This is a genomic window from Agrobacterium sp. ST15.13.015 (assembly GCF_027871645.1).
Taxonomy (GTDB): Bacteria; Pseudomonadota; Alphaproteobacteria; order Rhizobiales; family Rhizobiaceae; genus Agrobacterium; species Agrobacterium leguminum.
In genome coordinates this window covers 267,090-292,540 of the sequence record NZ_JAQAHF010000006.1, presented here as the reverse complement: position 1 = coordinate 292,540, position 25,451 = coordinate 267,090, and the positions used below count along the sequence as shown (strand labels likewise).

Here is a 25,451-nt window from a genome sequence, read left to right as displayed (position 1 = left end):
TTATTCTAATTACCCGTTATTGGAGTAATTCCATGTTGCGCATCGGAAAATCAGCAGCGCAGCAGCTTGGGGAGGCAGCATGAAGTTTGCAGCATCAGGCTATTTGTTATCATTTGCGGCACTGGTCCTTACACCGGCATCGGGCGTCGCGCAGGTCGCCACGACGAATTTCAACGTCCAGATCACCATTCAGGCGGCGTGCCAGATCAATTCCGCCGGCAACCTCAATTTCGGCACCAATGGTGTGATCGGCAGCAATATCGATGCCACCAGCAATATTGTCGTTCAATGCACGGCCAGCACACCCTTCAGCCTGGGTCTCAGCGCCGGCGCCGGCTCGGGGGCGACGGTCGCCAACCGTCTCATGACATCGCCTGCGGGTGCGACCATTTCCTACTCGCTTTATACGACTGCGGCACATAGCACGGTGTGGGGGAACACCGTGGGAACGGACCGGCAAACGGGAACCGGAACCGGGGCGCCGCAGACATTCACGGTCTATGGGCGCGTTCCTGCCCAGACGACACCCGCGGTCGGCGTCTATACCGATACGGTGACGGCCACGCTCAACTACTGATCGCCACAGGGAGGATCGCGCATGCGTGTTTTTACCTTAGCGGCTGCGTTTTTTGCCGGTTTGAGTGTTTCACCTTCACAGTCTGCATCGCTACGGGTCGCACCCGTGCTTCTGGATCTCAAAGCGCCCACGGCGGCCTCCAGCCTCCGCATCTGGAACGATGCGAAAACCCCGATCAACGTTCAGGTCAGGATATTCCGCTGGACCCAGCAGAACGGGCAGGACGTCTATACGGCGGCGCAGGACGTCGTCGCCAGCCCGCCGATGACGCAACTGAAGGGAGGCGCGGAAAACCTCATCCGCATCGTCCGCCTTTCCAAGGCACCGCTTCGGGCCGAAGAGAGTTACCGCGTCATCGTCGACGAATTGCCGCCGGCGGGAAGACCGCAATCCGGCACGGTCAATCTGGTGGTGCGCCACTCCATCCCCGTTTTCTTCTCACCCGCCTCCACAGGCGATGCGGAACCTGCCTGGAAGATAACGCCGCAGGGAAATGGCTACCGGGTCTCTGTGTCCAACACGGGCGCAAAGCGGATAAGGATCGCCAACCTGATGCTTTCCGGTAGCAACGGGCAGGCGCTTGCCCGGCAGCAGGGGCTGGTGGGATATGTGCTTGGCGGATCCGCCGCAAGCTTTGTGGTTCCGGCAACGGGCGGCAAAAAAGGCGGCGGCACGCTGAAGATTTCGGCAGACAGCGAAGGCGGCCCCGTCAATGCGACGGCGCGCGTCTCGGGCGGCTGATCTCGCCGTTTTGACGATTGCCGCTCTGACGGTCATTTCATCGGGCAATTTCTCCGTGGCGCAGGATATACCCCCTGCGGCGCAACCGGCCTCTTTTGCCGCAAAAGAAGCGGGACAGTTGCAGCTCGAAGTCTACATCAACGATGTTTCGACAGAACTGATCGCCACATTTCGTCAAAACGACGCCGGATCGTTTCTCATCGAGCCGGAACAGCTCACGAATATCGGAATTTCCCCGGTTGAAAGCGCTGCCAGCGATGATGGCTGGATCGATATTTCCCGGCTGCCGGATGTGGTGGCGCGCTACGATGAAGGCACCCAGTCCATGCATTTCACCCTGCCGATGGCGGCGCGGGCGAACAGGGTGATCGACGCCTCCGGCAAGATTGCGCAGGAAGAAGACGAAGAGACCCTGGAAAAGGCCACGAGCGATTTTGGAGGTCTGGTGAATTACACGATCTACGGTTCCTCCGGCGGCAACAAATGGTCGGATATCGCCGATTTCAACGGCGTCTCGGCCCTTTTGGAAAGCAGGGCCTTCGGTCCGCTCGGCGTACTCTCCTCATCGCAGGTTCTGAGTACATCGCGCCTGTCGGAGTTCGATACCCAGCGCCTCGATACCACCTGGAGCTATTCGGACGAGGACACGCTGACGAGCTATCGGGCCGGCGATCTCATCACCGGCGGGCTGAGCTGGACACGCCCGACACGGCTGGGCGGCCTGCAGATACGCCGCAATTTCGACCTGCGTCCGGATATCGTCACCATGCCGATGCCGGAATTTGCCGGTTCCGCAGCCGTGCCCTCCACCGTCGACGTCTATGTCAACAATGTCCGCCGCCTGTCGCAGGATGTTCCCGAAGGGCCGTTCTCGATCACCAATCTCCCCGTCATCAGCGGCGCGGGCAATGCGCGGCTGGTGGTGCGGGATGCGCTGGGGCGCGAAACCGTGTCCGAAACGCCCTTTTATGCTTCACCGGATCTGCTGGCGCAGGGCCTCATCGATTTTTCGGCCGAGCTTGGCTTTGCCCGGCGCAATTACGGAACCGCGTCATTCGATTACGATGACAGACCGCTGGGGTCTGCGACGCTGCGTTATGGCGTGTCGGACAGTCTGACGCTGGAAGGCCATGCGGAAGGCGGTGAGAATTTCTACAATATCGGCTTTGGCGGCGTCTTCACCCTTGGAGCGCAGGGACTGGCGGCGGTTTCGGGCGCATCGAGCCGCTTTGGCGCGGAAAGCGGTTACCAGCTCTCCGCAAGCGTCGAAGCGGAATTGCTGGGGGTAAAATTTCACGCACGGTCGCAAAGGACATTCGGCGATTATCACGATATGGCCTCCGTCTCCGCCGACCTGTCCGATATCCGCACGTCATCCGGGCTGCTGAGCGCGCGGCCGCCGCGTGCACTCGACCAGATTTCCGTTTCCACCCAGCTCGGTTTCGATGAGACCAGCCTCAATTTCTCCTATACGGAACTCGAAACATTCGATGAAAGACGATCCCGGCTGCTCGGCCTTTCCGCCACGCGGCCGTTCGGCGAGAACGGCAATATCTTCATCACCGCCTACAAGGACCTCGAGGACAACAAATCCTACGGCATCTTCGCGGGCCTCTCCTGGTCGTTCGGCGGCGGCGTCTCCGGCTCGGCCGGCATGTCGTCGGATGCGGATGGATATTCGCTGACGGCCGAGGTCGGAAAATCCGAAGAGCAGGCCGAGGGAAGTTATGGCTGGCGCCTGCGCGGCTCGACCGGCGGCAACGACATCGCCTCCGTTTCCGGCAGCTACCGCGGCAGCGCCGCGCGCGTTTCGGCCGGCGTCGACCAATTCAACCGCACGACACAGGCCTATGCGCAGATCGAAGGATCGATAGCGCTCGCCGGCGGCGATGTCTTTGTCGGCAACCGGATCGACGACGCTTTCGCCGTGGTGGATGCGGGCGCGCCCGGTGTCGATATCCTTTTGGAAAACCGCCCCATCGGCCAGACCAACCGCCGCGGCAAGATATTGCTTCCGAACCTGCGCTCCTATGACGTCAACAACATCACGCTCGACCCGAGCAATCTTCCGGTCGACGCCCGCATCGACCGGACGAAACAGACCGTCAGGCCGACGCAACAGGCCGGCGCGGTGGTCAATTTCAAGGTGGAAACCGAGGGTCAGGTGGCGCTGGTGACGCTGAAAGACGAGAGCGGCGAATTCATCGAAACCGGATCGACCGGCAAAATCGACGGCAAGCGCGATTTCATCGTAGGTTATGACGGACAGGCCTATCTCGACAATATCAGCAAGACGCATCGCCTCCGCATCATGCAGCCGACGAAGGGCGAATGCGAAGCCCAGATCACCGTGCCTTCTGCCGGCAATTCACGCGCAACTTTCGAAACCCTATGCAGGAGCATTCCATGAAGGTCCTGACCCGCACCGCCCTTGCCATCGCCGCTTTCCTCCCGGCTCCACCGGTACTGGCGCAAAGCTGCACCTTCAGCATGTCGGATATGAATTTCGGCTTCGTCAATCTTGCAAGCGGCAGCGCCGTGGACACGACGGCGACATTGTCAGTCACCTGCTCCAACCCCCTGTCGCTGGCGCTTTCCATCCGCATCTGCCCCAACATCAATGCCGGAAGCGGCGGGCAGTCGGGCGGCATCCGTCGCATGCTTCAGGGCAGCAACATCCTCAATTACCAGCTCTACCAGAACGCGGCGCGGACAACCTCATGGGGATCGGTCACGCAGCCCGCACTCGGCTCGCCTCCGCCAATCGATATGGCGCTGCCGCTCCTGATCAACACCACGAGCCGTACGGTCTATGGCCGGATCAACGCCGGTCAGGCCTCGGCAGCGCGCGGCCTTTACCTCTCCAGCTTCGCCGGCGCGGAAACGAGCTTCACCTATACGACCTTTACCCTGCTTGCACCGAGCTGCTCTTCCGTGAACCAGAACCCCACGCAGGTGCCGTTCAACGTGTCGGCCGCAGTGGCGCCCACATGCATCATCTCGGCCCAGAACATCGATTTCGGCAGTCACGGGGTGCTGAACACGGCAGTCAATGCGACCGGAGCGATCAATCTGACCTGCACCACCAATCTGAACTACAGTGTGGCGCTCAATGGCGGCCTGAGCAACAGCCCGCCAGCCGCGCGCCAGATGGTGCAGGCGGGCGGATCGATAACCTATGGTCTCTACCGCGACGTGAACCGCACGAATGTCTGGGGAAGTGCGGCGGGCGAAATAGCCACCGGCACCGGAACGGGCAGCCTGCAGACATTGACCGTCTATGGCCGCGTCCCGGCGCAGAACACGCCAGCGCCAGGAAACTACTCCGATACGGTCGTCGTGACGGTGAACTACTGAGCGCCCGGACGCATCTCTGACTTCCCAAGTTCCAGCCGCCTTTCGATGCCAATGGCGGCGAGGAACGCCTGATCGTGGCTGACGACCAGCAAGGCGCCGTCATAGGCCTGAAGGCCAGCCTCCACGGCCGCGATGGAATCGATATCCAGATGGTTGGTCGGCTCGTCGAGGATCAACAATTGCGGAGGCTGCGGGCCTCCCAGAACACAGGCGAGACCGGCCCTGAGCATCTGCCCGCCCGAGAGCGTTGAAACGATCTGCAAGGCGGCATCGGCACGAAACATGAAGCGCGCAAGCGCAGCCCTGCAGGCATTCTCCCCGGCCTGCGGGTTAAGGCGAAGGAAGTTGTCGCGGATGGACAGGCTCGCGTCGAGCAGGCTGACCTGCTGGTCGAGAAACACGGCCGTCACCCCGACATGCACCGCGCCTTCGAATGGCGGCAATTCCCCGGTGATCACCGAAAGCAGCGTCGTTTTTCCCGATCCGTTCGGACCGGTGACGGCAACGCGTTGCGGCCCGATGATCTCGAAGGACAGATCGCGAAGCACGGGATGTTCGGCCTGATACCCCGCAGTCAGATTTTGCAGGCTGAGCACGGTCTTTGTCGCGTGCAGCCCGCTGGGCGGCAACGTGACACTGACGCCCTGCAGGACTTCGATCCGCTCACGCGCCGTCTTCAGGTCTTCCGTCGCCTCGGCTGTCAGGCGGCTGGCCAGATTGGCGTTGTCGCCGCTCGTCTTTTCGGCACGCCTTTTCATCGCACCGACAAGGATACGCGGCATGTCGCCCCTCGCCGCTTTTGCAGCACCCCTGCTATCGCGGCGGGCCTTGCGCTCAAGCGCCTCCTGCGACCGGCGTTTTACCTCGGACAGACGCTTTTCCGCATTCGCGAAGTCCTGTTCGGCGGCGGCCAGTTCCAGCGCTTTTTGTGCGCGGTAGTGGCTCCAGTTGCCGCCGTAACGGGTGGCGCCGAGCGTGGTCATTCCCACAATCGCATCGAGGGTTTCGAGAAGCTCCCGATCATGGCTGACGACGATCGCTCCGCCGCGCCAGCCCGCCAGAAAATCGGCAACGAAAAAGCGTCCGTCCCGGTCGAGATTGTTGGTCGGTTCGTCGAGGATCAGGAAATCCGGCGCGGCATGAATTTGAGCGGCAAGTGCGGCCCGCGTGCGCTGTCCGCCGGATAGCGCCGAAAGCGGCGTGGAGGGCAAGGCGTCCAGCCCGACCTGCGCAAGCGCCCCGGCAATTTTCTCCTCCAGCATCCAGTCGATGTCTTCAAGCTCTTCCAGAGTGGCCGTTCCCGCCTGCGCACGCGCAAGCACGTCCAGCGCCTCGCCCGCTTCGAACAGGTCGGCGACGGTCTCGTCGGACACGACCTGCACGCTCTGGCGCAGCAGATTGACGCTGCCCGAGACGGACACCGTGCCCGCGGACGGCGACAGTTCGCCGGCGATCAGTTTCAGAAGCGTTGTCTTGCCGACACCGTTGCGCCCGACGAGGCCGGTGCGTTCAGGTCCGAAGCGAAGATTGATCTCGGAAAAGAGCGGATGACCGTCAGGTGTCGACCACGAGAGGTCCGAGAGAGTGATGGAATGCGGCATGGATATGGGTTCCCCTGATGACAAGGCGTTGCGGCTTTGTGATCGGGTGGAAATCCATGGTTCACCGTCCTGTTGGTGTTGCGCAGAACACGCCCTTACGCGAAAAAAGCGGCGTGTTCGTGGCGCGGAGTCAATGTTCGGGAAGGGAACGCCGGGAGGATACCCCCCGGCGTTTGGTTTTTTTCAGGCCACCAGACCCTTGGTCAGCTCCAGCGCCTGCCGTTCGAACAGCCGGCGGTAGATGCCGTCATTGAGGCGGATCAGCGCCTGATGGTCACCCTCTTCGACAATCCTGCCCCTGTCGAAGACCAGCAGCCGGTCCAGCGCCCTGACGGTGGAAAGCCGATGGGCGATGACGAGCGTGGTGCGGCCGACCATCAGCCGCTCCATCGCCTGCTGGATTTGCACTTCGCTTTCGCTGTCGAGGCTGGAAGTGGCCTCGTCCAGTATCAGCACCGGCGCATCCGCAAGGAATGCACGGGCGATGGCGACACGCTGACGCTCACCGCCGGACAGCTTGACACCGCGTTCACCCACCATCGTCTCATAACCCTTGGGAAGGGACATGATGAAATCATGGGCGCTGGCCTGTTTCGCCGCCTGCTCGATCTGACGCCGCGTGGCGTCCGGCCGGCCATAGGCGATGTTTTCCGCCAGCGTGCGGTGGAACAGGATGGGCTCCTGCTGCACGATGGCGATCTGGCCGCGCAGGCTCGATTGCGTGACACCTGCGATATTTTGGCCGTCGATGCGGATCGCGCCCGACCTGATGTCGTAAAGCCGCTGGATGAGCTTGACGAAGGTTGTCTTGCCCGAACCGGAATGGCCGACCAGACCCACCCGTTCACCCGCCTTGATGGTGACCGAAAAGTCATCGTAAAGCGGCGTGGGATGCGCGCCATACTGGAACGTGACGTGATCGAAGACGATCTCGCCCTTTCCAATTTTGATAGGCCCCGCATCCGGCCTGTCCTCGATGCCGAGCGGCATCTTGTCCAGCAGCACCAGCTCTTCCATGTCGTTGACGGCGCGTTGCAGGTTGCGGATATCCTGCCCCACATCGCGCAGATAACCCTGCAGCACGAAGAACATCGCAAGCACGAAGGTAATGTCGCCCGGCGTCGCCAGCCCCTTTTGCCACATGATGAGGCCCGTACCCAGAATGCCGGCCTGCATGGAGACCATCATGAAGCTTTGGATCGTGCCGTTCAGCGTGCCACGCTTCCATGTCCTGCGCGTGCGGTTGTCCCACTTCACCAGCACATGGCCCAGCCGCGTTTCTTCGCGGGTCTCGGCACCGAAGGCCTTGACCACCGAATTGCAGCTGATGGCATCCGCCAGCGCGCCGCCAAGTCTGGTATCCCAGGCATTGGCAAGCCTTGCCGCCGGCGACACATACCCCATGGAAAGGCCGACCGTGACGCCGATATAGATCAGCGATCCGAGACCGACGATCAGGCCCATGACCGGCCAGTAGCTGCCGAGCACGATGGTGGCGCCCACCAGCATGACGATGGAAGGCAAAAGCGCGACGAGCAGCAAGTCGTTGAGCGAATCCAGCGCCCACATGCCGCGCGTGATCTTGCGGACCGTGGAGCCGGCGAAGCTGTTGGCATGCCAGTCGGTGGAGAAGCGCTGCACCTTGTGGAAGCCGTTATTGGCGACATCCGCCATGATCTTCAGCGTCAGCCGGATGATGCCGTTGAAGATGAACCAGCGCAACACCACGCTTACCAGCCCCAGTGCCACCACGATGACGAAGGCGCGCAGCGCCTTATCCGCCCCGTTGCCGGCCCCGTTGCCACCGGCAATGGCATCGACGATCTGGCCGGAAAAGACCGGCACCATCACTTCGGCCAGCGTGCTGGCAATCACCAGAACGATGATGAAACCCACCAGCGCCGGCCGATGACGCCAATGGTTGAAAACAAAGCCGAGCACATGTCGATAGGCATCGGCGCGGAAATCGAGCTTCTTGCGAGTCATTTTTACCAGCCCAGCGCCATGTAATCGGCGACCGGTCCTCAAAACGGAAGTTGGATGGCACAGCCCGGGCGGGAGACGAAGTGATCCCGTCAGATCAATCGGGCTATGGGGGAAAGTAAAACCGCATGTCGGGCGCGCTCAGGGCGGGCCGCGAATGGATATGACCTAGTGTCGGGTCATTCCCTGCGGGAGGGTTTCGAAGAATGCTGGTGTCATGCAACGCCTCCCTTTGTTCGATCTGACGCGGTAGTGAGATTTGTAACTCAGCCGTTGAAGCTTGCCAAGCGGGTTTTTGCAACCGGCTGGTGAGTGATGCGGAAAGGCCACACCGGCTGGGTGCGACAACATAAATCGTGGCCGATGCGACAACGGCATCGGCCACGGCTTTGTCACGTCGTTATTTCCGTCCGCAACCGGCAGGATGTGCGACGGAAAATCGGGATGGTATCTGCCGTTACCGGTCAGTCCATCTGCACATTCGCGTCCTTGACCACCGGTCCCCACTTGGCGATTTCCGCCGCGACGTGGGTTTTCAGCTCATCCGGCGAAGAGGCGACGATCTTGGCGCTGAACTCCGCCATGCGTGCGGCAACTCCCGGATCGGCAAGCGCCTTTTTGGCCGCGGCATTCAGCTTGTCGACCACCTCGGCCGGCGTGCCGGCAGGCGCAAAGAGCGCATTCCAGGTGTAGGTCTCATAACCCGGCACCGTCTCGGCGATTGTCGGCAGATCCGGGAAGGACGAGGCGCGCTCCTTGGTCGTGACGCCGAGCGCCCGCAACGTGCCGGATTTGATATGTCCGGACGAAGACGGCAGATTGTCGAACATGATGGAAATCTGATTGCCGAGCAGATCGTTGAGCGCCGGGCCTGCGCCCTTGTAGGGAACATGCTGCATGCTGACGCCGGCCATGCTCTTGAACAGCTCGCCGGAAAGATGCAGCGGGGTGCCATTGCCGGAAGAGGCATAGGCATGCTTGTCCGGCTCGGCCTTCAAGAGAGCAATCAGTTCCGCCACGCTGTTGACGTTGAGCTTCGGATTGACGACCAGCACATTCGGCACCACCACGAGCAGCGAAACCGGCGTGAAATCCTTTTCCGGATCGTAAGGCTTGGTCTTGAGAATGAGCGGGTTGAGGGCGTGGGTGGCAACCGTTCCCATCAGGATCGTATAGCCGTCGGGATCGGCGCGGGCTACGCGGTCGGCACCGAGATTGCCGCCGGCCCCGGCGACATTTTCAACCACGATCTGCTGGCCGAGCTCATCACCCATCTTCTGTGCGATAACACGCGCGACCACATCGGTGGAGCCGCCCGCCGCGAAAGGAACGACCAGAGTAATCGTTCGATCGGGGAAGCCCTGCGCGAGCGCAGCCGTTCCCAGCATACCGAAAGAAACCGCAGCAGCGGCAAGTTTCAAAACCATGCGCCGTTTTGAAGACCGGTAAATCATGAACCCTCCTGTAACATGGCCTCCTCGCCATGGGCGCATAGTAGCTAAAATGCACCTCAGGGCAACCCGCAGGCGGCCGGCCGCTCCGGCAGGTTTCGGGAGAAAGAGGATCGTTATGATTTCAGGCGTTCTTCGACGACACGCCAGTTGACCAGCTTGTCGAGCACGGCGCGAATATGCTCGGCCTTGCGATTTTCATAATCGACGTAATAGGCATGCTCCCATATGTCGATGCCGAGATAGGCCGGGCGACCCACAGCGACGGGATTTTTGCCGTCCTCATATCCGATCAGCGCGAGCCTGTCGTCGTCGCCGCGCGTGAGCCACACCCAGCCGGTGCCGAAGACCGTATCGGAAACATCGACCGCACGTTTGATGAAACCATCATAGCCACCGAAGGTCTCGTCTACCGAAGCGGCGAGATCGCCAGTCGGCCGGTTCGGCCCGCCCGGTACGAACTGATCCCAATAGGCGACATGGTTCCACGCCTGTGCGGCATTGTTGAAGATCTTGACGTCGGCCGCCTCTTTCGACTTGGCGGATGTCGTCACGATATCTGCAAGCTCCATGTCGGCATAGGGCGTGCCGGCGGCAAGCGCATTCAGCTTGTCGTAATAGGCCTTGTGGTGTTTTCCGTAATGAAGACCCACCGTTTTCGCCGAAATCACTGGCGCGAGATCGGCCTCGGCGAAAGGAAGTTTGGGCTGCATCAAGGGCAGTGCGGCACGCGCGACGTGCGGGCGGGGGAAGATTGCAGCGGCGGCGGTTGCTGCACCGGCGGTGAGAATCGTGCGTCTGGTGATGTCCATCGTATCCTCCTTATGAACGGTGATACGGGACTAACCCCGAACTGCGGTCCGGGTTTCCTCACATTGAAGGCAATTCTGTCTAAGCCCTTGCTGATTTACAGCAGGGACGCTGTATTCACACCCTCCCCGAGAGCGGATCAACCTCACCGGCCCATATGAGAAAGGCCCTCCCGACGTAGAGAGGGCCTTGCCCGATCAGTATCGATAATAATCGCGACGATCGCGGTAGTCGCGATAATCTCTGCGGTCGCGCCACTCACGCCATTCCCGTCTGGCCTGACGCTCGCGCCATTCACGGCGAGCTTCCCAGCGGTCGCGCCGGTCCCAGCCGCGCTCATAACGCGGTCCGTTCGGACGGCAATAGCCGCGCGGAGTCAAATGGAAGCCGCGGCCGCAGGCATAATCCACCTTTTGAATGTGGGATGCCGAAGGTGCAGACGGTTGACCGACAGGCATGGCGTTGGCGCCGGTGCCGAACAGGGCGCCGAGAATTAATCCGGCGGTTAGAATCATCTTGCGCATCTTATCTCCCTCCTTGTGGGATGAGAGGATTTAGCGCCCCGCCGGGTGAACTGCGGCTGAATGAATCGTGATCTTTTCGTGGCAGCAGGCCACAGTTACGCCGAACATTCCGGCCGCTCGGCGGAACCCTGCGGAGGTTCGGACATTTACCAGTGCAAGCCAAAAAAAGGGAGAGCACCAATGGATTGGAACCGCGTTGAAGGTAACTGGAAGCAGATGAAGGGCAAGGTCAAGGAGCAGTGGGGTAAACTCACCGACGATGACCTCGACGTCATCAACGGCAAGCGCGAACAGCTCGAAGGCAAGATTCAGGAGCGCTACGGTTACGAAAAGGACCGGGCCAGGAAAGACATCGACGACTGGTATGGACGTCAGTCCTGGTAAGACAAGACCCCGCTTCGGCGGGGTTTTTCTTTGCGAAAGATTCTTCGGTCAGCTAGCCGCGGCCAGAACGGCAGCAATGACGATCAGCAGAGGCCCCATCCATCTGAAGTGACGAACAACCGGCGGCTGACTGACCGTGTTTTTTGACAGCGGCAGATAACCGAAGCCGACACATGTCATCCATAGGCCGGCACAGAACATGATAAGTTCGTCGATATAGGCTGCAATCATCGCTCCCCTCCCTCCAATGCAATCGCGATCACTCTACCTGCCCGGCGACGCCTTGAGTAGGGCCTGCTTTCGAACGGCCACCCGGGCAGTGTGCGCCGGCGGTGCTGTCGGCAGCAACCGTCACGAAAGCGTTATGGAAAGACATTAGAACCGCCGCCGGCCCGTTCAAAAAATGCACGGCTGTGCAACGACCGGCCAGAGCCTTCCCCATCTTTCCCGGGGTCAGCGCTCAGCAGTTCCACTCGCGCCGAAAACATCGGAGACATAGATGAAACGCCGCACCTTTATGATGTCCGCCGCAGGCGCCGCCGCCGGTCTCGCCCTTGCACCGCGCATAAGCTTCGCCGCTCCGGGCACGATCGACTGGTACACCAGTTCGGATACGAATATCCTCGATTTCTGGTCCAATACGATCAAGCCCGCCTTTGAAGCCGCCAATCCCGGCGTGAAGCTCAACCTCGTCGATGCCGGCGACAGCGCGGGCATCACGGCCATTGGCGAGCGCGCCATCGCCGCAAAGCAGACGGGCACCGATCCGCAGGCCGATTATTTCGAAACGGCCGATCCGCTGCTGCCCACCGGCGGCATCGATGCCGGCATCTATGTGAACATGGCGAAAGCCGGCCTCTCCAACTATTCGCGCGTCAACCCGCTTGCCATCCGCAGCGAATATAGCCTGCCCTATCGCGGCAGCCAGGTTCTGCTCGCCTATGACACCAGCAAGCTCAAGCCGGCGGATGCACCGAAGACCTGGGATGAGCTCGTCAAGTGGATCAAGGCCAATCCCGGCCAGTTCGTCTATAACCGTCCCGACAAGGGCGGCTCCGGCGGTAACTTCGTCCGCCGCGCCATCCATCAGGCCAACGGCCTCGACCCCAAGGCCTTCACGGTCGATAATTACACCCAGGAAGCCGGTGACAAGGCTCTCGGCAAGGCATGGGCGCTGCTGAACGATATCGCCCCGTCGCTCTATGACAAGGGCGCATATTCCTCCGGCAACACGCAGTCGCTGCAGCTGCTTTCGCAGGGCGTCGTCACGATGACCCCTGTCTGGTCCGATCAGGTGCTGAAGGCCATCGATCAGGGCGTTCTGCCGCAAGAAACCGGCCTCGTCCAGCTTCAGGATCTGGCGCTTTGCGGTGATTTCTCGCGCGCCGTGGTGCTTGCCAACGGCGCCAATCGCGATGCTGCCCTGAAGCTCGCCAATTTCGTGCTTTCGGAAGAAATCCAGGGCGCGATCCTCACCGAACTCGGCGGTTTCCCCGGCGTTTCCTGGGACTATGTGCCGGCCGAACTGCGCAAGCGTTTCGCCGACATCATCCCGCAGACGATTCCGACCTTCCCGGCCGGCAAATGGGAAACCGCCATCAATGATGGCTGGTATCGCAACGTCGCTCCCAACGTCGACCGCAAGTCGTGACCGAGGTTGCGGAAGGAGCGGTTCGCCCGCTCATCGACAATACGGCAGGCAGGAGGCCAGTCGGCCTCCTGCTCGTCGCCATCCCCGTGTTCCTGATGATCTGGCTCGTCATCTGGCCTGCCATCAACGCCATCGGCCGCACCGTCTGGCGCACCGGGGCGAGCGGTGAAACGGGTTTCGATCTTTCGAGCTACGGCTTCTTCTTCTCGGACCGCTACAGCCTCGACAATCTTGCCGTGACGTTGTGGACGACAATGGTCTGCGCGATCCTCCTGCTCGTAATCTGCCTGCCGATCGCGCTCTACCTGCGCTTTTCGCAAGGCCGCCTTTCGGCTTATGTGCAGGCGCTCGCCATCTTCCCGATGTTCGTGCCCTCGATCATCCTCGCCTTCGCCTTCATCCGCGTCCTCGGGCCCAACGGCATGGTGGATATATTGCTCAATGCGGTCGACCTGCCGAAAATCCGCACGCCCTATCTCACCCCGTGGGGACCGGTCATCGGTCTCGTCTGGGACAATATTCCGCTGACCGTTCTCATCCTGCTCGCGGGGCTTGGCAGCGTCGCCAACCAGTCGGTGGAGGCGGCGCGGGATGTGGGCGCAAATGCGCTTCAGGTCTTCTGGCATATCATCCTGCCGCGCATTTCCAATTCCATCCTCGTGGCGCTTTCCTTTTCGGTGCTCGGCATTTTCTCCTCCTTCACCCTGCCCTATCTTCTCGGACCGGCCTCTCCTGAAATGCTCGGCCCCTTCATGCAGCGCACGCTACGCGAAGTGCAGGATCCCATCGGCGCCATGACCCAGGCCGTCATCGCTTTCGGTTTCTGCATCGCATTCGGCCTCTTCTACGTGCGTTCGGTCGCACGCAACCAGGGGAAATGACATGACGACCCTCACGCCGGCGCGAACGCGCATGGACTGGCCCGGCATATTTTTCGCCACCCTTCTCACCGTCGCCATCGTCGGGCCGCTGCTTGTCGTGGGCACCTGGGCATTCACCGAGGTCTGGCGTTTCCCCAACGTCATTCCCCAGCAGTTCGGTTTCCGCTTCTGGGGCCAGACGCTCGGCCGCGCCGATGTCTGGAACGCGCTGATACTGAGCCTGCGGCTGACGACTGTGGTAACGCTGCTTTCAGCGGTGATCTGCCTTCCCGCCGCCTATGCCTTTGCGCGCATGAGCTTTCCCGGCCGCAACCTGCTGTTCTTCTCCTTTCTTGCCGGCCACGCCTTCCCGAAATTCGGGCTTCTGGTGGCGATTGCCGCCATTTTCCTGCAGCTCAACCTCATCGGCACCTTCTGGGGCGTCGTTCTCATCCAGCTCGTCGGCACGCTGATGTTCATGATCTGGATTCCCGTGGCGGCATTTCAGGCTGTCGACCGGCGCATGGAAGAGGCGGCCCGCGATGTCGGCGCCAGTCCGCTCAGGGTCTTCTGGTCGATTACGCTGCCGCAGGCGGGACCGACCATCGCCGCCGCCGTGCTACTGAGCTTTGTCGGCACCTTTTACGAGACGGAAGGCGCATGGCTGATCGGCGCGCCCGGCATCCGCACGATGCCGGTGCTGATGATCAGCTACATCAACAACCAGATGGTTATCCAGTATGGCGCGGTCCTCTCCGTCCTGCTTTGGGTGCCGTCCTTCATTGCCCTCATGTTCGCCCGCCGCGTCATCGGTGGCGGCGCATTCGCCCGCGGTTTCGGCGGTTAGGAATTCATCATGTCCGTACTTCACATCCGCCAGGTCACAAAAACCTATTCCGGCGGGACAAAGGCAGTCGACAGCTTTTCGCTCGATGTCGCCGATGGTGAACTCGTCTGCCTTCTCGGCCCTTCCGGTTCGGGCAAATCGACGCTGCTGCGCATGGTCGGCGGCTTCGAGCAGCCGACGGGCGGGCAGATCACCATCGATGGCGAAGATGTCACCCACCTGCCGCCGGAACGGCGGCCGACCGGCATGGTGTTTCAGAGCCACGCGCTCTGGAGCCATATGAACGTCTTCAAAAACCTCGCTTTCGGCCTCAAGCTGCGCCGCATGCCGGCTGCCGTCATCAGAGAGAAAGTGGAGGCAGTGCTCGAACTCGTCGGGCTTGCCGGTTATGGCGAGCGCGCTACCGGCCAGCTTTCCGGCGGCCAGCAGCAGCGGGTGGCGCTCGCCCGCTCGCTGGTTCTCGAACCGAAAATACTCCTGCTCGACGAACCCTTCGCCAGCCTCGACCAGCATCTGCGCGAGCGGCTGCGGGAAGAGGTGCGCGATATTCAGCAACGTCTCGGCATCACCACGCTGTTCGTCACCCACGGTCAGGATGAGGCCCTTTCCATGGCCGACCGCATCGTCGTGATGGCGAACGGCAAGACCGAACAGATCGACCGGCCGAACGTCATCTACCGCGAACCGCAGACCCCGTTCGTCGCCGGCTTCATCGGCACCATGAACCTGATAGAGGGCGCGGTTTCAGACGGAAATTTCATGCGCGCCGACTTCACCCTGCCGCTCCCCATCTCCGACGGACCGGCCATTCTCGCCGTTCGCCCGGAAGCCATCGATCTGACGATATCCGAAACGCCGGAAGCAAGTGTGCACCGGGTGACGGATTATGGCACCCACGGCCTTGTCGACCTTGATCTCGCCGATGGTACAAGGATCAAATCCATGGTCGCTCACCCGGATATGTTTCAGGCGGGACAGGGCGTACAGATTTCGCCCCGTGCCGTCACGGCCTATCGCGACAACCGCCCAATCTACCGGAGCTGACATGAACCAGCCGATCCTTATCGACCGCGACGGCCACAGAACATGGCTCAAATGGCATCGCGCCCGGCGTCGTGCCGAAGATCCGGTCTTTACCGGCGAGCGCATCATCGAGGCGATGCGGCTCGGTGCAAGCATCGAGGTGGATCTCGTCATCCATGCCGATCACGGCTGCGCCGTTTTGCATGACCGGACGCTGGAGCGGGAGACCACCGGCACCGGCCGGGTGCGCGATACATCCGCCGCCACCCTGCGTCAGCTCCACCTGCGCGACAATGACGGCCAGCCCATCCATGCGAAGGTAATGCTGCTCGAAGACCTTTGCGCCCTGCTTGCCGAGGGCACCGTTCATCCCGACGCCCTGCTCCAGCTCGATTTCAAGGAGGACCGGCAGGCGCTTACTCCGCAGGTGGTCGCCGGTTTCGGGGCGAGCGTTTCGCCCTTGGCGAAGTCCGTGATCCTGTCGGGCGGCGATTTCGACGCCATCGCCACGCTTGCCGGGTCAGCCCCCGGCCTTCGCACCGGATATGATCCATGCCATCGCGGCACGCTAGCCGCCCTGAAGGCAAGCGGAAACTATCTGGGCTTCATCGAAGACGCCCTTGCCACAGCGCCCGATGCGGACATGATCTACCTCGCTTACGAAATCGTGCTTGCCGCCGAGGACGCGGGCGTCGATATCATCGCTCCCATCCATGCCGCCGGCCGCCGTGTCGACGCCTGGACGATCAACAGCGTCACACCGCAATCCATAGAACAGGTGAAACGCCTCTTGCGGCTTAAGGTGGACCAGATCACCACCGATGATCCGGAAGGGCTCGCCGAGGTTTTCAGCCGATGACAGTCAATTACAGCGCTATTCTCGACCACATGGTCGCCACCGCCCGCGAAGCCGGCGCATTGACGCTCAACCATTTCAGGCGCTTCCGCGAGATCGAGATCGGCGTCAAGGGACCCGGGGACTTCGTTTCCGATGCGGACAGGGATTCCGAGACGCTGATCCGCGAGCACCTGCTCGGGCAATATCCCTGGGGACTGACCGGCGAGGAATTCGCGCCCGTCGAAGGGACGGATCAGGATCACCGCTGGCTGGTCGACCCCATCGACGGCACCACCAATTTCCTTTTCGGCCAGCACTATACAATCACCATTGCGCTTCGCCGTGGCAATGAAACGATCTGCGGGCTGGTCTACAATCCCGTCTCCGACGAGATGTTCACCGCGATCAAGGGAGACGGCGCCTATCTCAACGGCGAGCGGCTGCGGGTCAATGCCAGCACCGATGTCGCCCTGATGTGCGTCGGCACGGGCCTGCCCACGCCCAATCTCCAGCTTTATCCCGGCGCCTATCAACGCCTTGACGCCATTCGCGCGCCCATTGGCGCGGTCCGCGTGGTCGGCAGCGCCGCCAATTCCTGCGCTTACGTCGCCTGCGGCCGGCTGACCGGCTATTATGAGGAAACGGGCTTCGTGGACACGGCAGCCGGCATTCTGCTGGTGCAGGAGGCCGGCGGCATCGTGACCGACTGGTGGGGCCGCGGACCGGAGTTCTATGAAAAGACAGGTACGCTGATCGTCGCCAATGCCGCGACCCATGCCTATCTCATGGAGCACCTGCGCGGCGTTCCGCTCAAGAATTCCGCATAGCGGCTTCCTCTTCGGAGCATCCATACAGCAGCCATCGTCTCAGGCCACCTGCACCAGGTGGCCGGGCGACACCGTCCTATAGTTTCGCACCGGCGTTTCATATCCCATGGCCCGTATCGGGCTTTTCAGCTCGTCATTGGATATGCCGCGCCTTATCCCGCGCCTTGCCGGGTCCGGCACCGGCACAGCGGACATCAGCTTTTTCGTATAGGGATGCTGCGGATTGTCGAAAACCGCCGCGCGCGGCCCGATCTCAACGATCTCGCCGAGATACATCACCGCCACCCGGTGGCTGACGCGCTCCACCACCGCCATGTCATGGCTGATGAACAGGAAGGCGAGGTTGAGGCTCTGTTGCAGGTCGAGCAGCAGATTGCAGACCTGCGCCTTGATGGAAACATCGAGCGCCGAGACGCTCTCATCGGCAACGATAACCTTTGGATCGAGCGCAAGCGCGCGGGCAATGGCGATGCGCTGACGCTGACCGCCCGAAAATTCATGGGGGTAGCGGCTGGCCATATTGGCAGACAGGCCCACCTTTTCGAGAAGATCGGCAGTCTTTTCCTTCGCCTGTCTGCTGCTGCCCAGTTTGTGCTTGATGAAGGGCTCGGAAATCGCCGTGCCCACCGTCATGCGCGGATTGAGCGACGAGAACGGGTCCTGAAAGATCATCTGCACGGATTTGCGCATATTACGCAGGCCGACCGTATCGAGCCGCATCACGTCGTAACCATCGAGCGACACGTCGCCGGCCGTCGGCTCCACAAGCCGCATGATCGAGCGGCCGGTAGTGGATTTTCCGCAGCCGGATTCACCCACCAGCGACAGCGTTTCGCCCTGAAACAGATCGAAGGAGACGTTTTCGACGGCGTGAACCGCACCCGTCTGGCGTGCCAGCAGGCCGGAGCGGATGGCAAAACGCGTCACAAGGTTTCGGACCGACAGAACCGGCGTCTGCCCGCTCGCAACCGTCCCCGCCACCTCCTGCGGCTCGCTCGAAAGGCCGGTTTTCATGTCGAGCACCGGAAACCGTGTCGGCCATTGCCGGTCGCGCATCGAGCCGAGCTTAGGCACCGCCGAAAGCAGCGCCCGCGTATAGGGGTGCTTGCCGCGCCGGAAGATGTCCTCGGTCGGTCCGGTCTCGACCTCATCGCCGCGATACATCACGATCGTCCGGTCGGCGATTTCGGCCACCACACCCATGTCATGGGTGATGAAGAGAACGGACATGCCCTCCTCTTCCTGCAACAGTTTTATCAGGTCGAGGATCTGGCCCTGAATGGTCACGTCGAGCGCCGTCGTCGGCTCGTCGGCGATCAGCAGTTTCGGCCGTGAAGCGAGCGCCATGGCGATCATCACCCGCTGGCGCATGCCGCCGGAAAACTGGTGCGGATATTCATCGAAACGGCCGGAGGCGTTGGGAATGCGAACCTTTTCCAAAAGCCGCACCGTCTCCGCCCGTGCCTCCTGCTTCGAAAGCCCCTTGTGCCGGATGAGGACTTCGGAAATCTGGCGGCCGATGGTGAAGATCGGATTGAGCGAGGTCATCGGCTCCTGAAAGATCATCGAGATATCGTTGCCGCGCACGCCGCGCATTTCTCTTTCGGAAAGCGCAAGAAGATCGCGCCCGTTGAGCAGCACTTCACCCTCGATCCGGCTGGAGGCCGGGGCAAGCAGGCGCATAAGAGACAGCGACGTCACCGATTTACCGGAGCCGGATTCACCGACAATCGCGACGGTTTCGCCGGGCGCGACATCGAAGGACACATTGCGCACCACGCTCTTCCACGCGCCATCGACGAGGAAGGAGGTGGTAAGGTTGCGGACGGAAAGGACTGGTTTTGTCTCCATGGTCTCACCGTCCCACCGCATAGGCCTGCATCAACCGCGGTGTTGCGGCGGCGCGCAGCAGACCATCCGCATCGCGACGCGCGGCGGTGAGCCGCCCGACTGACCATGCATCGGCAACTGTGACGCGGTGCCCGCGGCGGCGAAGCTCCTGCAAGGTCGCTTCGCCCACCGTGCTCTCCACGGTGATCTCACCCGGCGAACTGGTGCGCGGATAAAACGAACCCGGAAAATGCGCGGTGTGGAACAGCGGCATATCGATGGCGGCCTGCAGGTTCTTGCCGTGATGGGCATAACGCAGGAAGAAAGGCAGTTGCCACTGGTCCTGCTGATCGCCGCCCGGCGTGCCGAACACCATCGCGGGACGACCCTGATGCAGCGCAAGCGAAGGCGTCAGCGTGGTGCGCGGACGTTTGCCCGGTGCAAGTGAGGTCGGCAGGCCTTCCTTCAGCCAGAACATCTGGGCGCGGGAATTGAGCGCAAAACCGAGGCCGGGCACGATGGGCGAGGATTGCAGCCAGCCGCCTGAAGGCGTGGTGGAGACCATGTTGCCCCAGCGGTCGATGACATCGATATGCACCGTATCGCCACGCTTCTCCGTCAGATGCGACATGGTCGGCTCGTAGACCGTGCCGGTGCCGCTCATCTCGGCCAGCATGGCCATGGTGGCGTCCACCTGCTTTTCGTAACCCGGCACGGTGCCGGGGCGCAGCTCCAGCGAGGCCTCGCCGCTTATCAGCGCGCGGCGGCCGGCATTGTAGCCTTCGGACAGGAGATATTCCGTCGGGATCTGCCCGAATTCCGGATCGCCGTAATAGACCTCACGGTCGGCATAAGCGAGCTTCATGGCTTCGACGATGGTGTGGATGAAATCGGGACCGGAGGGGTCCATGGCCGCAATGTCGAAGCCTTTCAGAAGCGCAAGCGATTGCAGTAGAACCGGACCCTGCCCCCAGGCGGGCGTCTTGGCAATCGTCCAGTCGTGATAGTCGAGCGTCTGCGGCGCTTCGACGGTCGCGCTCCAGTCCGCCATATCCTGCGCCGTCAGCACGCCCTTGTGCTTAGCACCGCTGGCATCCATGACTTCCGCTGTCCTTACGTAACCGTCGATAACTTCCGCAACGAAACCCCGATAAAAGGCATCGCGTGCCGCCTCGATCTGGTTTTCACGGCCGGAGCGCGCTTCGGCTTCGGTGACGATCCGCTGATAGGTCGCGGCCAGAACCGGATTGCGGAAATTGGCGTGAGGCTCGGGTGCCCCGCCACCCGGCAGCCACGTCTCGTGGGATGTCGGCCATTCCTTCTCGAAGAAATCGGCCAGACCCTTGATGGTGGCGGAGACGCGCGGCAATGTCGGATGCCCGTGCTCGGCATAAAAGATCGCGGGTTCCAGCACGTCGCGCACGCTCATCGTGCCATAGTCGCGCAGCATCAGCATCCAGCCGTCGAAGGCGCCGGGAATGACGGTGGCGAGCAGCCCGTCGCCGGGGATCAGCTTCAGCCCTTCCGACGTGTAATGTTCAATCGTCGCACCGCTCGGGGCCGGGCCTTGTGCGCAGATGACTTCCACCTTGTCCTTCTGCTTCGAATAAAACACGGCGGGCATATCTCCGCCGGGGCCGCACAGATGCGGCTCGACAATCTGGAGGACGAAACCGGTGGCGACGGCCGCGTCGAAAGCATTGCCGCCTTTTTCGAGGATCGCCATGCCAACGGCCGATGCGATCCAGTGCGTTGAGGTGACGACGCCGAAGGTGCCAAGGATTTCAGGGCGTGTTGTAAATTCATTCATTCCGATATTCCTTGTAAAAGATCATGCTTCGCGCGGATCGAGCGCGTCGCGCAGGCCGTCGCCCAGAAGATTGAAGCCGATGACGACGAGGAAGATGGCGATGCCGGGCCACATCGTCATCCACGGCGCCTGGCTGAGGAAATTCTTCGCGGTGTTCAGCATCGAGCCCCAGGAGGGCGCCGGCGCCTGCTGGCCGAGGCCGAGGAAAGAAAGGCTCGCCTCCGCGATGATGGCGGTCGCCACCGTCAGGGTCGCCTGCACGATGATGGGGGCGAAGACATTGGGCAGGATGTAACGCGTCATGATGTCGATGTGGTTGAGGCCAATGGACCTTGCGCCTTCGACATAATCTTCGGTCTTGACCGCCAGCACCTGCCCGCGCGTCAGCCGCACGAAAATCGGCATGGCGGAAAGGCCGATGGCGATCATCGCATTGGTGAGGCTCGGTCCGAGGAAGGCGGCAAGCGCAATCGCCATGATGAGAAACGGCATGGCCAGCAAGGCTTCGGTGATGCGGGATATGACCATATCCACCCAGCCGCCGAAATAACCTGAAATCAGGCCGAAGGGCACGCCGATGACCACGGCGATCATCACCGAAACGACGCCCGCCATCAGCGAGGCGCGCGCGCCATAGATCATGCGGGAAAGGATGTCTCGGCCGAGATCGTCGGTGCCGAGCCAATGGGCGGCCGAGGGCGCCTTGCGGATGGCCGACCAGCTGGTCGCCACCGGATCGGCAATCGGCAGGATCGGCGCGGCGATGGCAAGGACGGCGAAAAACAGCACGATAACCATGCCGACAAGCGCCGATTTGTTGCGCTTCATCTTCTTCCAGGCGCGGCTTTCCTGCCGCGTTACCGCTACGGAAAGGTTTTGATCGAGAACGGTCATGATATCGGGGCCTCAGATCGTCGCCCTGAGGCGGGGGTTGAGCAGGACATAGGCAATGTCGGCCAGAAGGTTCATGAGGATGAAACCGACGGCGGTGCAAAGAACGATGCCCTGCACGACGGCGTAATCGCGGGTGAACACCGCATCGACCGTCATCTTGCCGAAGCCGGGAATGGTGAATATCTGCTCCGTCAGAACCGCCCCGGCCAGCAATTCGCCGAAAAGCAGCGCCAGCAATGTGATGACGGGCAGAAGCGCGTTGCGGAAACTATGCGACAGGATGATCTCGCGCGGAGAAAGACCCTTGGCGCGGGCGGTGCGGATATAGTCGGAACTGAGCACCGCCACCATCGCCGAACGTGTATGGCGCATCAGCGTCGCCGCAAGCGCATTGCCCAGCACGAAGGCCGGCATGATCATGGTTTCGATGGAACGGACGGGATCGACAAAGATCGATTCATAACCGGATGCCGGCAACCAGCCGAGTTTGACCGAAACCAGCAGGATCAGCATGATGCCGAGCCAGAAGTTCGGGATGGAGAGGCCGGAAAGCGCCACAATATTGGCCGTGTAGTCGATCCATGTGTTCTTCTTGACGGCGGCCAGAATGCCGATGGGAATGCCGATGACCATGGCAAAGAACATCGCCATGACAGCCAGCTGAATGGTGACCGGCAGCTTCTGGCCGATAAGCTCCAGCACCGGCTGGTTGGTGCGCAGCGAAATACCGAAATCGCCCGTCACCACGCCGCCCAGCCAGTTGACATATTGCAGCGGCACAGGGTCGTTCAGGCGATATTTCTCCCGCAGGAATTCAATCGTCGCCGGATCGCGCTCCTCACCCGCCATGGCAAGGACCGGATCGCCCGGTAGCAGTTTCTGCAGCGAGAAGACGAAGATCGAGATTATCAGAAGCGTCGGGATCGCGACCAGCAGTCGCTTGCCGATATAAACAGGCATGGCATGGCCCTCGTTCGTGCCAATTCGTGAGGGCCGCACGGCAAGGTCGTGCGGCGCATGCGAAGCGTTCAGTCCTTGGAGACGCCGAGAAGGCGGATCATGCCATCCGGCGACGGCGCCCAGCCCTTGACCTTGTTGGAAATGGCATAGGCATAGGGCTGGTGACCGAGATAGATGATCGGCATGTCATCGTTGAGGATGACGCTTGCGGCATCGTATTTTTCCTTGCGCACCGCATCCTCGGTCGAGGCGCGGGCCTCGTACAGCAACTTGTCGACCTCGGGATTGCAATATTTCACATCGTTGATGCCACCCTTGCAGGTGACGAACTGATGCAGATTGCCATCGGGATCGATACGTCCCGACCAGTCGGAACGGCTGAGCTGGTAGTTGCCGGCGGTCTGTTCGGACAGAAGAGTGGCGAATTCCGTGGCCTTCAGGGTGACGTTGAAGCCGGCTTCCGCGACCATGGACTGGATGACCTGCATCATCTGCGTCTGCGTTGTGTTGTTGGCGTGCTGAAGCTCGATGTCGAGCTTTTCGTAACCTGCCTCCTTCATCAGCGCTTTGGCCTTGTCGATATCGCGCGCCGGCACCGGCAGATTCTGGTTGAACCACGGGCTTGTGGGCGGGAAGGCCTGATTGCCTGCCTTGGACGTGCCCTCAAACACAATCTGGCCAATCGCTTCCCGGTCTATCGCATAGGAAAAGGCCTGACGCAGGCGCTTGTCCTTGCCGAGCGGATTATCCGCACGCGAACCATTGTTGATATTGACGTACATGGCCATGTAGCCCGGTCCGATGACATCCGCATAGGTCAGATTGGCGTCGTTCTTGACGGATTCGGCATCGGAGGCCGAGATACGCTCGGCAATATCGAGGTCTCCCGAGCGAAGATTAGCAAGCTTCACGGTCGTATCGGGGATCGGCAGATAAACGACCCTGTCGACCAGAATTTTGTCCTTGTCCCAATAATCGGCGAATTTCTCGAGCACGATACGGTCCTGCTGGATGCGCTCGACGAATTTGAACGGTCCCGCGCAGACCGGCTTCGAACCGAAATTCGCGCCCAGTTCCTTGGCCGCCTTCGGCGCGACGATCATGCCGGCGCGGTCGGAAAGCTGCGCCAGCAGTGTGACATCCGGCGTCTTCAGGGTGAATTTGACGTCCAGCGGCCCGGTGGCCTCGACCTTTTCGACCGAGGAAAGCTCGCTTTTGCGGCGGGATTCCGGCAGGGTCATGTTGCGCTCGATGGTGGCGACCACAGCCGCCGCATCCAGTGTCTCGCCGTCGTGGAATTTCACGCCGTCGCGGATCTTCATCGTCAGCACCTTGCCGCCCTCGGACCAGGCCCATTCGGTGGCAAGCTGGGGAACGATCTTCATGTCCTGCGAGATGTCGACGAGCTTGTCGCACATGGCGGTGTAAACGATACGCCCGACGAAAGTGCGCGATTGCGCAGGGTCGAGAACGTCGGCGTCATCGTTAAGGCCGATGCGCAATTCGGACGAGATGGCTGGCGTGGACAGGAATGCACCGGCCAATAAGACGGCAGTCAATGTCTTGATTTTCTTCATGTTCTATCCTCTGGTCAGGTTATCTTTGTTTTTTCATTGGCCGGCCCGGAAAGGTCGGCAGGTCTGCTCTGCTGCCTATGAGGCCGGCGTGAGCGGATTGTCGGCATCGCCCGTGCTGCGGGCGGCAATCTCTTCTGCGGTTTTCTCCTCCTGAAAGCCGAGCGAGGTGGCGCGGATCAGCCTTTCCTGATGCATGAGAAGGTGCTGGCGCATCGCTTCGCCGGCTCTTGCGGGGTCGCGGTCGGCGATGGCATCGACGATCGCTATGTGCTGTTCGAAGGAAGCCTTGCCGTTCGTGCCGCTGCGGCGCGCCAGTTCCCGTATCGACTGCCATGCATCGTCCTGGCGAATGCGGTTGACGACATCGAAGATGGACAGGAACAATTTGTTACCGGCGCTCTGGGCGATCTGGCGGTGAAGCGAACCATCCCACAATTCCTTGGCGTCGGCGTCCGTGCTCTGGCCGGTCTTCTGGACGAGGGCGCGCATGCGTTCCACCTCGGCAGGCTTGGCGCGCATGGCCGCAAGCTGCGCCAGTTGCGGCTCGATGCGCAGGCGCACTTCCATGATTTCCATGATATCCGTGCCGGCGACCAGTTCCGTGACCTGAGCGGACCAATCGTCCGGCTTTTCGCCCACAAAGGTTCCCGCCCCCTGCCGTCGCCAGATCAGACCTTCGGCTTCCAGAACCTCAAGAGCACGACGGACTGCACGACGGCCGACATTGAAGGTTTCCGCGAAGGCCCGCTCCGTCGGCAGGCGACGGTCTTTCGCAAGATCCTGCGTTTGAATGTACTCCCGCAACTTCGCCAGCGCGTAGTTGGAGTTATCGTTGGGGTTCACCGTCAAGTCGCACCATTTACTGAACCAATCCTATATTGGTTCATTTGGTGAGAAATTTTTGCC

23 protein-coding genes are annotated in these 25,451 nt (G+C 61.3%); 11 read left to right on the top strand and 12 right to left on the bottom strand.

The window, feature by feature from the left end:
• Positions 1-79 precede the first annotated feature (79 nt).
• Genes PIB16_RS12190 through PIB16_RS12175 form a run of 4 tightly spaced genes read left to right on the top strand, consistent with a single transcriptional unit; the run spans position 80 to position 4,675 of the window.
• Positions 80-577, top strand: a complete 498-nt coding sequence (locus PIB16_RS12190) for a Csu type fimbrial protein (RefSeq protein ID WP_065657727.1) — start codon at positions 80-82, stop codon at positions 575-577.
• Between the two features lie 21 nt (positions 578-598).
• Positions 599-1,318, top strand: a complete 720-nt coding sequence (locus tag PIB16_RS12185) for a fimbrial biogenesis chaperone (RefSeq protein WP_078053870.1) — start codon at positions 599-601, stop codon at positions 1,316-1,318.
• The gene (locus tag PIB16_RS12180) at positions 1,290-3,728 is read left to right on the top strand and encodes a fimbria/pilus outer membrane usher protein (RefSeq protein WP_174000764.1); all 2,439 of its coding nucleotides are present in this window, start codon (positions 1,290-1,292) and stop codon (positions 3,726-3,728) included. The genes PIB16_RS12185 and PIB16_RS12180 overlap by 29 nt, the downstream gene beginning before the upstream one ends.
• Positions 3,725-4,675 carry a Csu type fimbrial protein gene (locus PIB16_RS12175; RefSeq protein WP_174000762.1) on the top strand — a complete coding sequence of 317 codons (951 nt, stop codon included), beginning with the start codon at positions 3,725-3,727 and terminating at the stop codon, positions 4,673-4,675. The genes PIB16_RS12180 and PIB16_RS12175 overlap by 4 nt, the downstream gene beginning before the upstream one ends.
• Here the strand turns inward: PIB16_RS12175 and PIB16_RS12170 are convergent.
• The 5 genes from PIB16_RS12170 to PIB16_RS12150 all read right to left on the bottom strand — a co-directional run bounded on the left by PIB16_RS12170 (position 4,669) and on the right by PIB16_RS12150 (position 11,044).
• Positions 4,669-6,276, bottom strand: a complete 1,608-nt coding sequence (locus tag PIB16_RS12170; RefSeq protein WP_174000760.1) for an ABC-F family ATP-binding cassette domain-containing protein — start codon at positions 6,274-6,276, stop codon at positions 4,669-4,671. The two genes, PIB16_RS12175 and PIB16_RS12170, sit on opposite strands and share 7 nt — an antisense overlap.
• A gap of 183 nt (positions 6,277-6,459) precedes the next feature.
• Positions 6,460-8,262: an ABC transporter ATP-binding protein gene (locus tag PIB16_RS12165; protein WP_174000759.1), complete on the bottom strand. Its 1,803-nt coding sequence runs from the start codon at positions 8,260-8,262 to the stop codon at positions 6,460-6,462.
• A gap of 461 nt (positions 8,263-8,723) precedes the next feature.
• Positions 8,724-9,713 (bottom strand): Bug family tripartite tricarboxylate transporter substrate binding protein, encoded by a 990-nt coding sequence (locus tag PIB16_RS12160; protein ID WP_174000757.1) that lies wholly within the window; start codon positions 9,711-9,713, stop codon positions 8,724-8,726.
• Between the two features lie 113 nt (positions 9,714-9,826).
• The gene (locus tag PIB16_RS12155) at positions 9,827-10,522 is read right to left on the bottom strand and encodes a superoxide dismutase (protein ID WP_065657721.1); all 696 of its coding nucleotides are present in this window, start codon (positions 10,520-10,522) and stop codon (positions 9,827-9,829) included.
• Between the two features lie 195 nt (positions 10,523-10,717).
• Positions 10,718-11,044: a GCG_CRPN prefix-to-repeats domain-containing protein gene (locus tag PIB16_RS12150; RefSeq protein ID WP_020810616.1), complete on the bottom strand. Its 327-nt coding sequence runs from the start codon at positions 11,042-11,044 to the stop codon at positions 10,718-10,720.
• Between the two features lie 180 nt (positions 11,045-11,224).
• On the opposite strand from PIB16_RS12150, the gene PIB16_RS12145 reads away from it, so the two are divergent.
• The gene (locus PIB16_RS12145; RefSeq protein WP_174000753.1) at positions 11,225-11,428 is read left to right on the top strand and encodes a CsbD family protein; all 204 of its coding nucleotides are present in this window, start codon (positions 11,225-11,227) and stop codon (positions 11,426-11,428) included.
• Positions 11,429-11,476: 48 nt separating this feature from the next.
• On the opposite strand, the gene PIB16_RS12140 is transcribed toward PIB16_RS12145, so the two are convergent.
• Positions 11,477-11,659 (bottom strand): hypothetical protein, encoded by a 183-nt coding sequence (locus PIB16_RS12140; protein ID WP_174000751.1) that lies wholly within the window; start codon positions 11,657-11,659, stop codon positions 11,477-11,479.
• 268 nt (positions 11,660-11,927) lie between these two features.
• Here PIB16_RS12140 and PIB16_RS12135 point away from each other — a divergent pair, with 268 nt between their 5' ends.
• From PIB16_RS12135 to PIB16_RS12110, 6 genes are read left to right on the top strand one after another with little or no spacing between them, the layout of a single operon-like run.
• Positions 11,928-13,079: an extracellular solute-binding protein gene (locus PIB16_RS12135; RefSeq protein ID WP_271045646.1), complete on the top strand. Its 1,152-nt coding sequence runs from the start codon at positions 11,928-11,930 to the stop codon at positions 13,077-13,079.
• Entirely contained in the window at positions 13,076-13,960 is an 885-nt protein-coding gene (locus PIB16_RS12130; protein WP_271045645.1) for an ABC transporter permease, read from the top strand. Before PIB16_RS12135 ends, PIB16_RS12130 begins: the two co-directional genes overlap by 4 nt.
• Position 13,961: 1 nt before the next feature.
• Positions 13,962-14,786 carry an ABC transporter permease gene (locus PIB16_RS12125; protein WP_271045644.1) on the top strand — a complete coding sequence of 275 codons (825 nt, stop codon included), beginning with the start codon at positions 13,962-13,964 and terminating at the stop codon, positions 14,784-14,786.
• A 9-nt stretch (positions 14,787-14,795) separates the two neighbouring features.
• The gene (locus PIB16_RS12120; RefSeq protein WP_174000748.1) at positions 14,796-15,830 is read left to right on the top strand and encodes an ABC transporter ATP-binding protein; all 1,035 of its coding nucleotides are present in this window, start codon (positions 14,796-14,798) and stop codon (positions 15,828-15,830) included.
• A 1-nt stretch (position 15,831) separates the two neighbouring features.
• Positions 15,832-16,668 (top strand): glycerophosphodiester phosphodiesterase, encoded by an 837-nt coding sequence (locus PIB16_RS12115; protein ID WP_065657714.1) that lies wholly within the window; start codon positions 15,832-15,834, stop codon positions 16,666-16,668.
• Positions 16,665-17,474, top strand: coding sequence for an inositol monophosphatase family protein (locus PIB16_RS12110; RefSeq protein ID WP_065657713.1), 810 nt, complete (start codon positions 16,665-16,667; stop codon positions 17,472-17,474). The genes PIB16_RS12115 and PIB16_RS12110 overlap by 4 nt, the downstream gene beginning before the upstream one ends.
• Positions 17,475-17,513: 39 nt before the next feature.
• Here PIB16_RS12110 and PIB16_RS12105 read toward each other — a convergent pair whose 3' ends face one another.
• The 6 genes from PIB16_RS12105 to PIB16_RS12080 form a co-directional block, all read right to left on the bottom strand.
• Positions 17,514-19,325, bottom strand: a complete 1,812-nt coding sequence (locus PIB16_RS12105; RefSeq protein WP_174000746.1) for an ABC transporter ATP-binding protein — start codon at positions 19,323-19,325, stop codon at positions 17,514-17,516.
• Between the two features lie 4 nt (positions 19,326-19,329).
• Positions 19,330-21,114: a gamma-glutamyltransferase family protein gene (locus PIB16_RS12100; protein WP_174000745.1), complete on the bottom strand. Its 1,785-nt coding sequence runs from the start codon at positions 21,112-21,114 to the stop codon at positions 19,330-19,332.
• Positions 21,115-21,135: 21 nt separating this feature from the next.
• Positions 21,136-22,008, bottom strand: a complete 873-nt coding sequence (locus PIB16_RS12095) for an ABC transporter permease (protein ID WP_003521670.1) — start codon at positions 22,006-22,008, stop codon at positions 21,136-21,138.
• Between the two features lie 12 nt (positions 22,009-22,020).
• Positions 22,021-22,968: an ABC transporter permease gene (locus PIB16_RS12090; protein WP_020810606.1), complete on the bottom strand. Its 948-nt coding sequence runs from the start codon at positions 22,966-22,968 to the stop codon at positions 22,021-22,023.
• Positions 22,969-23,036: 68 nt separating this feature from the next.
• On the bottom strand, positions 23,037-24,545 hold the full coding sequence (locus tag PIB16_RS12085; protein WP_174000744.1) for an ABC transporter substrate-binding protein: 1,509 nt from the start codon (positions 24,543-24,545) through the stop codon (positions 23,037-23,039).
• A 75-nt stretch (positions 24,546-24,620) separates the two neighbouring features.
• Positions 24,621-25,394 (bottom strand): FadR/GntR family transcriptional regulator, encoded by a 774-nt coding sequence (locus tag PIB16_RS12080; protein ID WP_174000743.1) that lies wholly within the window; start codon positions 25,392-25,394, stop codon positions 24,621-24,623.
• Positions 25,395-25,451: the final 57 nt, after the last annotated feature.

Bases quoted from the DNA above. Each gene is read 5' to 3' on its own strand.
- PIB16_RS12190 (WP_065657727.1), top strand. From the start codon at position 80: ATGAAGTTTGCAGCATCAGGCTATTTGTTATCATTTGCGGCACTGGTC.
- PIB16_RS12185 (WP_078053870.1), top strand. From the start codon at position 599: ATGCGTGTTTTTACCTTAGCGGCTGCGTTTTTTGCCGGTTTGAGTGTT.
- PIB16_RS12180 (WP_174000764.1), top strand. From the start codon at position 1,290: ATGCGACGGCGCGCGTCTCGGGCGGCTGATCTCGCCGTTTTGACGATT.
- PIB16_RS12175 (WP_174000762.1), top strand. From the start codon at position 3,725: ATGAAGGTCCTGACCCGCACCGCCCTTGCCATCGCCGCTTTCCTCCCG.
- PIB16_RS12170 (WP_174000760.1), bottom strand. From the start codon at position 6,276: ATGCCGCATTCCATCACTCTCTCGGACCTCTCGTGGTCGACACCTGAC.
- PIB16_RS12165 (WP_174000759.1), bottom strand. From the start codon at position 8,262: ATGACTCGCAAGAAGCTCGATTTCCGCGCCGATGCCTATCGACATGTG.
- PIB16_RS12160 (WP_174000757.1), bottom strand. From the start codon at position 9,713: ATGATTTACCGGTCTTCAAAACGGCGCATGGTTTTGAAACTTGCCGCT.
- PIB16_RS12155 (WP_065657721.1), bottom strand. From the start codon at position 10,522: ATGGACATCACCAGACGCACGATTCTCACCGCCGGTGCAGCAACCGCC.
- PIB16_RS12150 (WP_020810616.1), bottom strand. From the start codon at position 11,044: ATGCGCAAGATGATTCTAACCGCCGGATTAATTCTCGGCGCCCTGTTC.
- PIB16_RS12145 (WP_174000753.1), top strand. From the start codon at position 11,225: ATGGATTGGAACCGCGTTGAAGGTAACTGGAAGCAGATGAAGGGCAAG.
- PIB16_RS12140 (WP_174000751.1), bottom strand. From the start codon at position 11,659: ATGATTGCAGCCTATATCGACGAACTTATCATGTTCTGTGCCGGCCTA.
- PIB16_RS12135 (WP_271045646.1), top strand. From the start codon at position 11,928: ATGAAACGCCGCACCTTTATGATGTCCGCCGCAGGCGCCGCCGCCGGT.
- PIB16_RS12125 (WP_271045644.1), top strand. From the start codon at position 13,962: ATGACGACCCTCACGCCGGCGCGAACGCGCATGGACTGGCCCGGCATA.
- PIB16_RS12120 (WP_174000748.1), top strand. From the start codon at position 14,796: ATGTCCGTACTTCACATCCGCCAGGTCACAAAAACCTATTCCGGCGGG.
- PIB16_RS12115 (WP_065657714.1), top strand. From the start codon at position 15,832: ATGAACCAGCCGATCCTTATCGACCGCGACGGCCACAGAACATGGCTC.
- PIB16_RS12110 (WP_065657713.1), top strand. From the start codon at position 16,665: ATGACAGTCAATTACAGCGCTATTCTCGACCACATGGTCGCCACCGCC.
- PIB16_RS12105 (WP_174000746.1), bottom strand. From the start codon at position 19,325: ATGGAGACAAAACCAGTCCTTTCCGTCCGCAACCTTACCACCTCCTTC.
- PIB16_RS12100 (WP_174000745.1), bottom strand. From the start codon at position 21,114: ATGAATGAATTTACAACACGCCCTGAAATCCTTGGCACCTTCGGCGTC.
- PIB16_RS12095 (WP_003521670.1), bottom strand. From the start codon at position 22,008: ATGACCGTTCTCGATCAAAACCTTTCCGTAGCGGTAACGCGGCAGGAA.
- PIB16_RS12090 (WP_020810606.1), bottom strand. From the start codon at position 22,968: ATGCCTGTTTATATCGGCAAGCGACTGCTGGTCGCGATCCCGACGCTT.
- PIB16_RS12085 (WP_174000744.1), bottom strand. From the start codon at position 24,545: ATGAAGAAAATCAAGACATTGACTGCCGTCTTATTGGCCGGTGCATTC.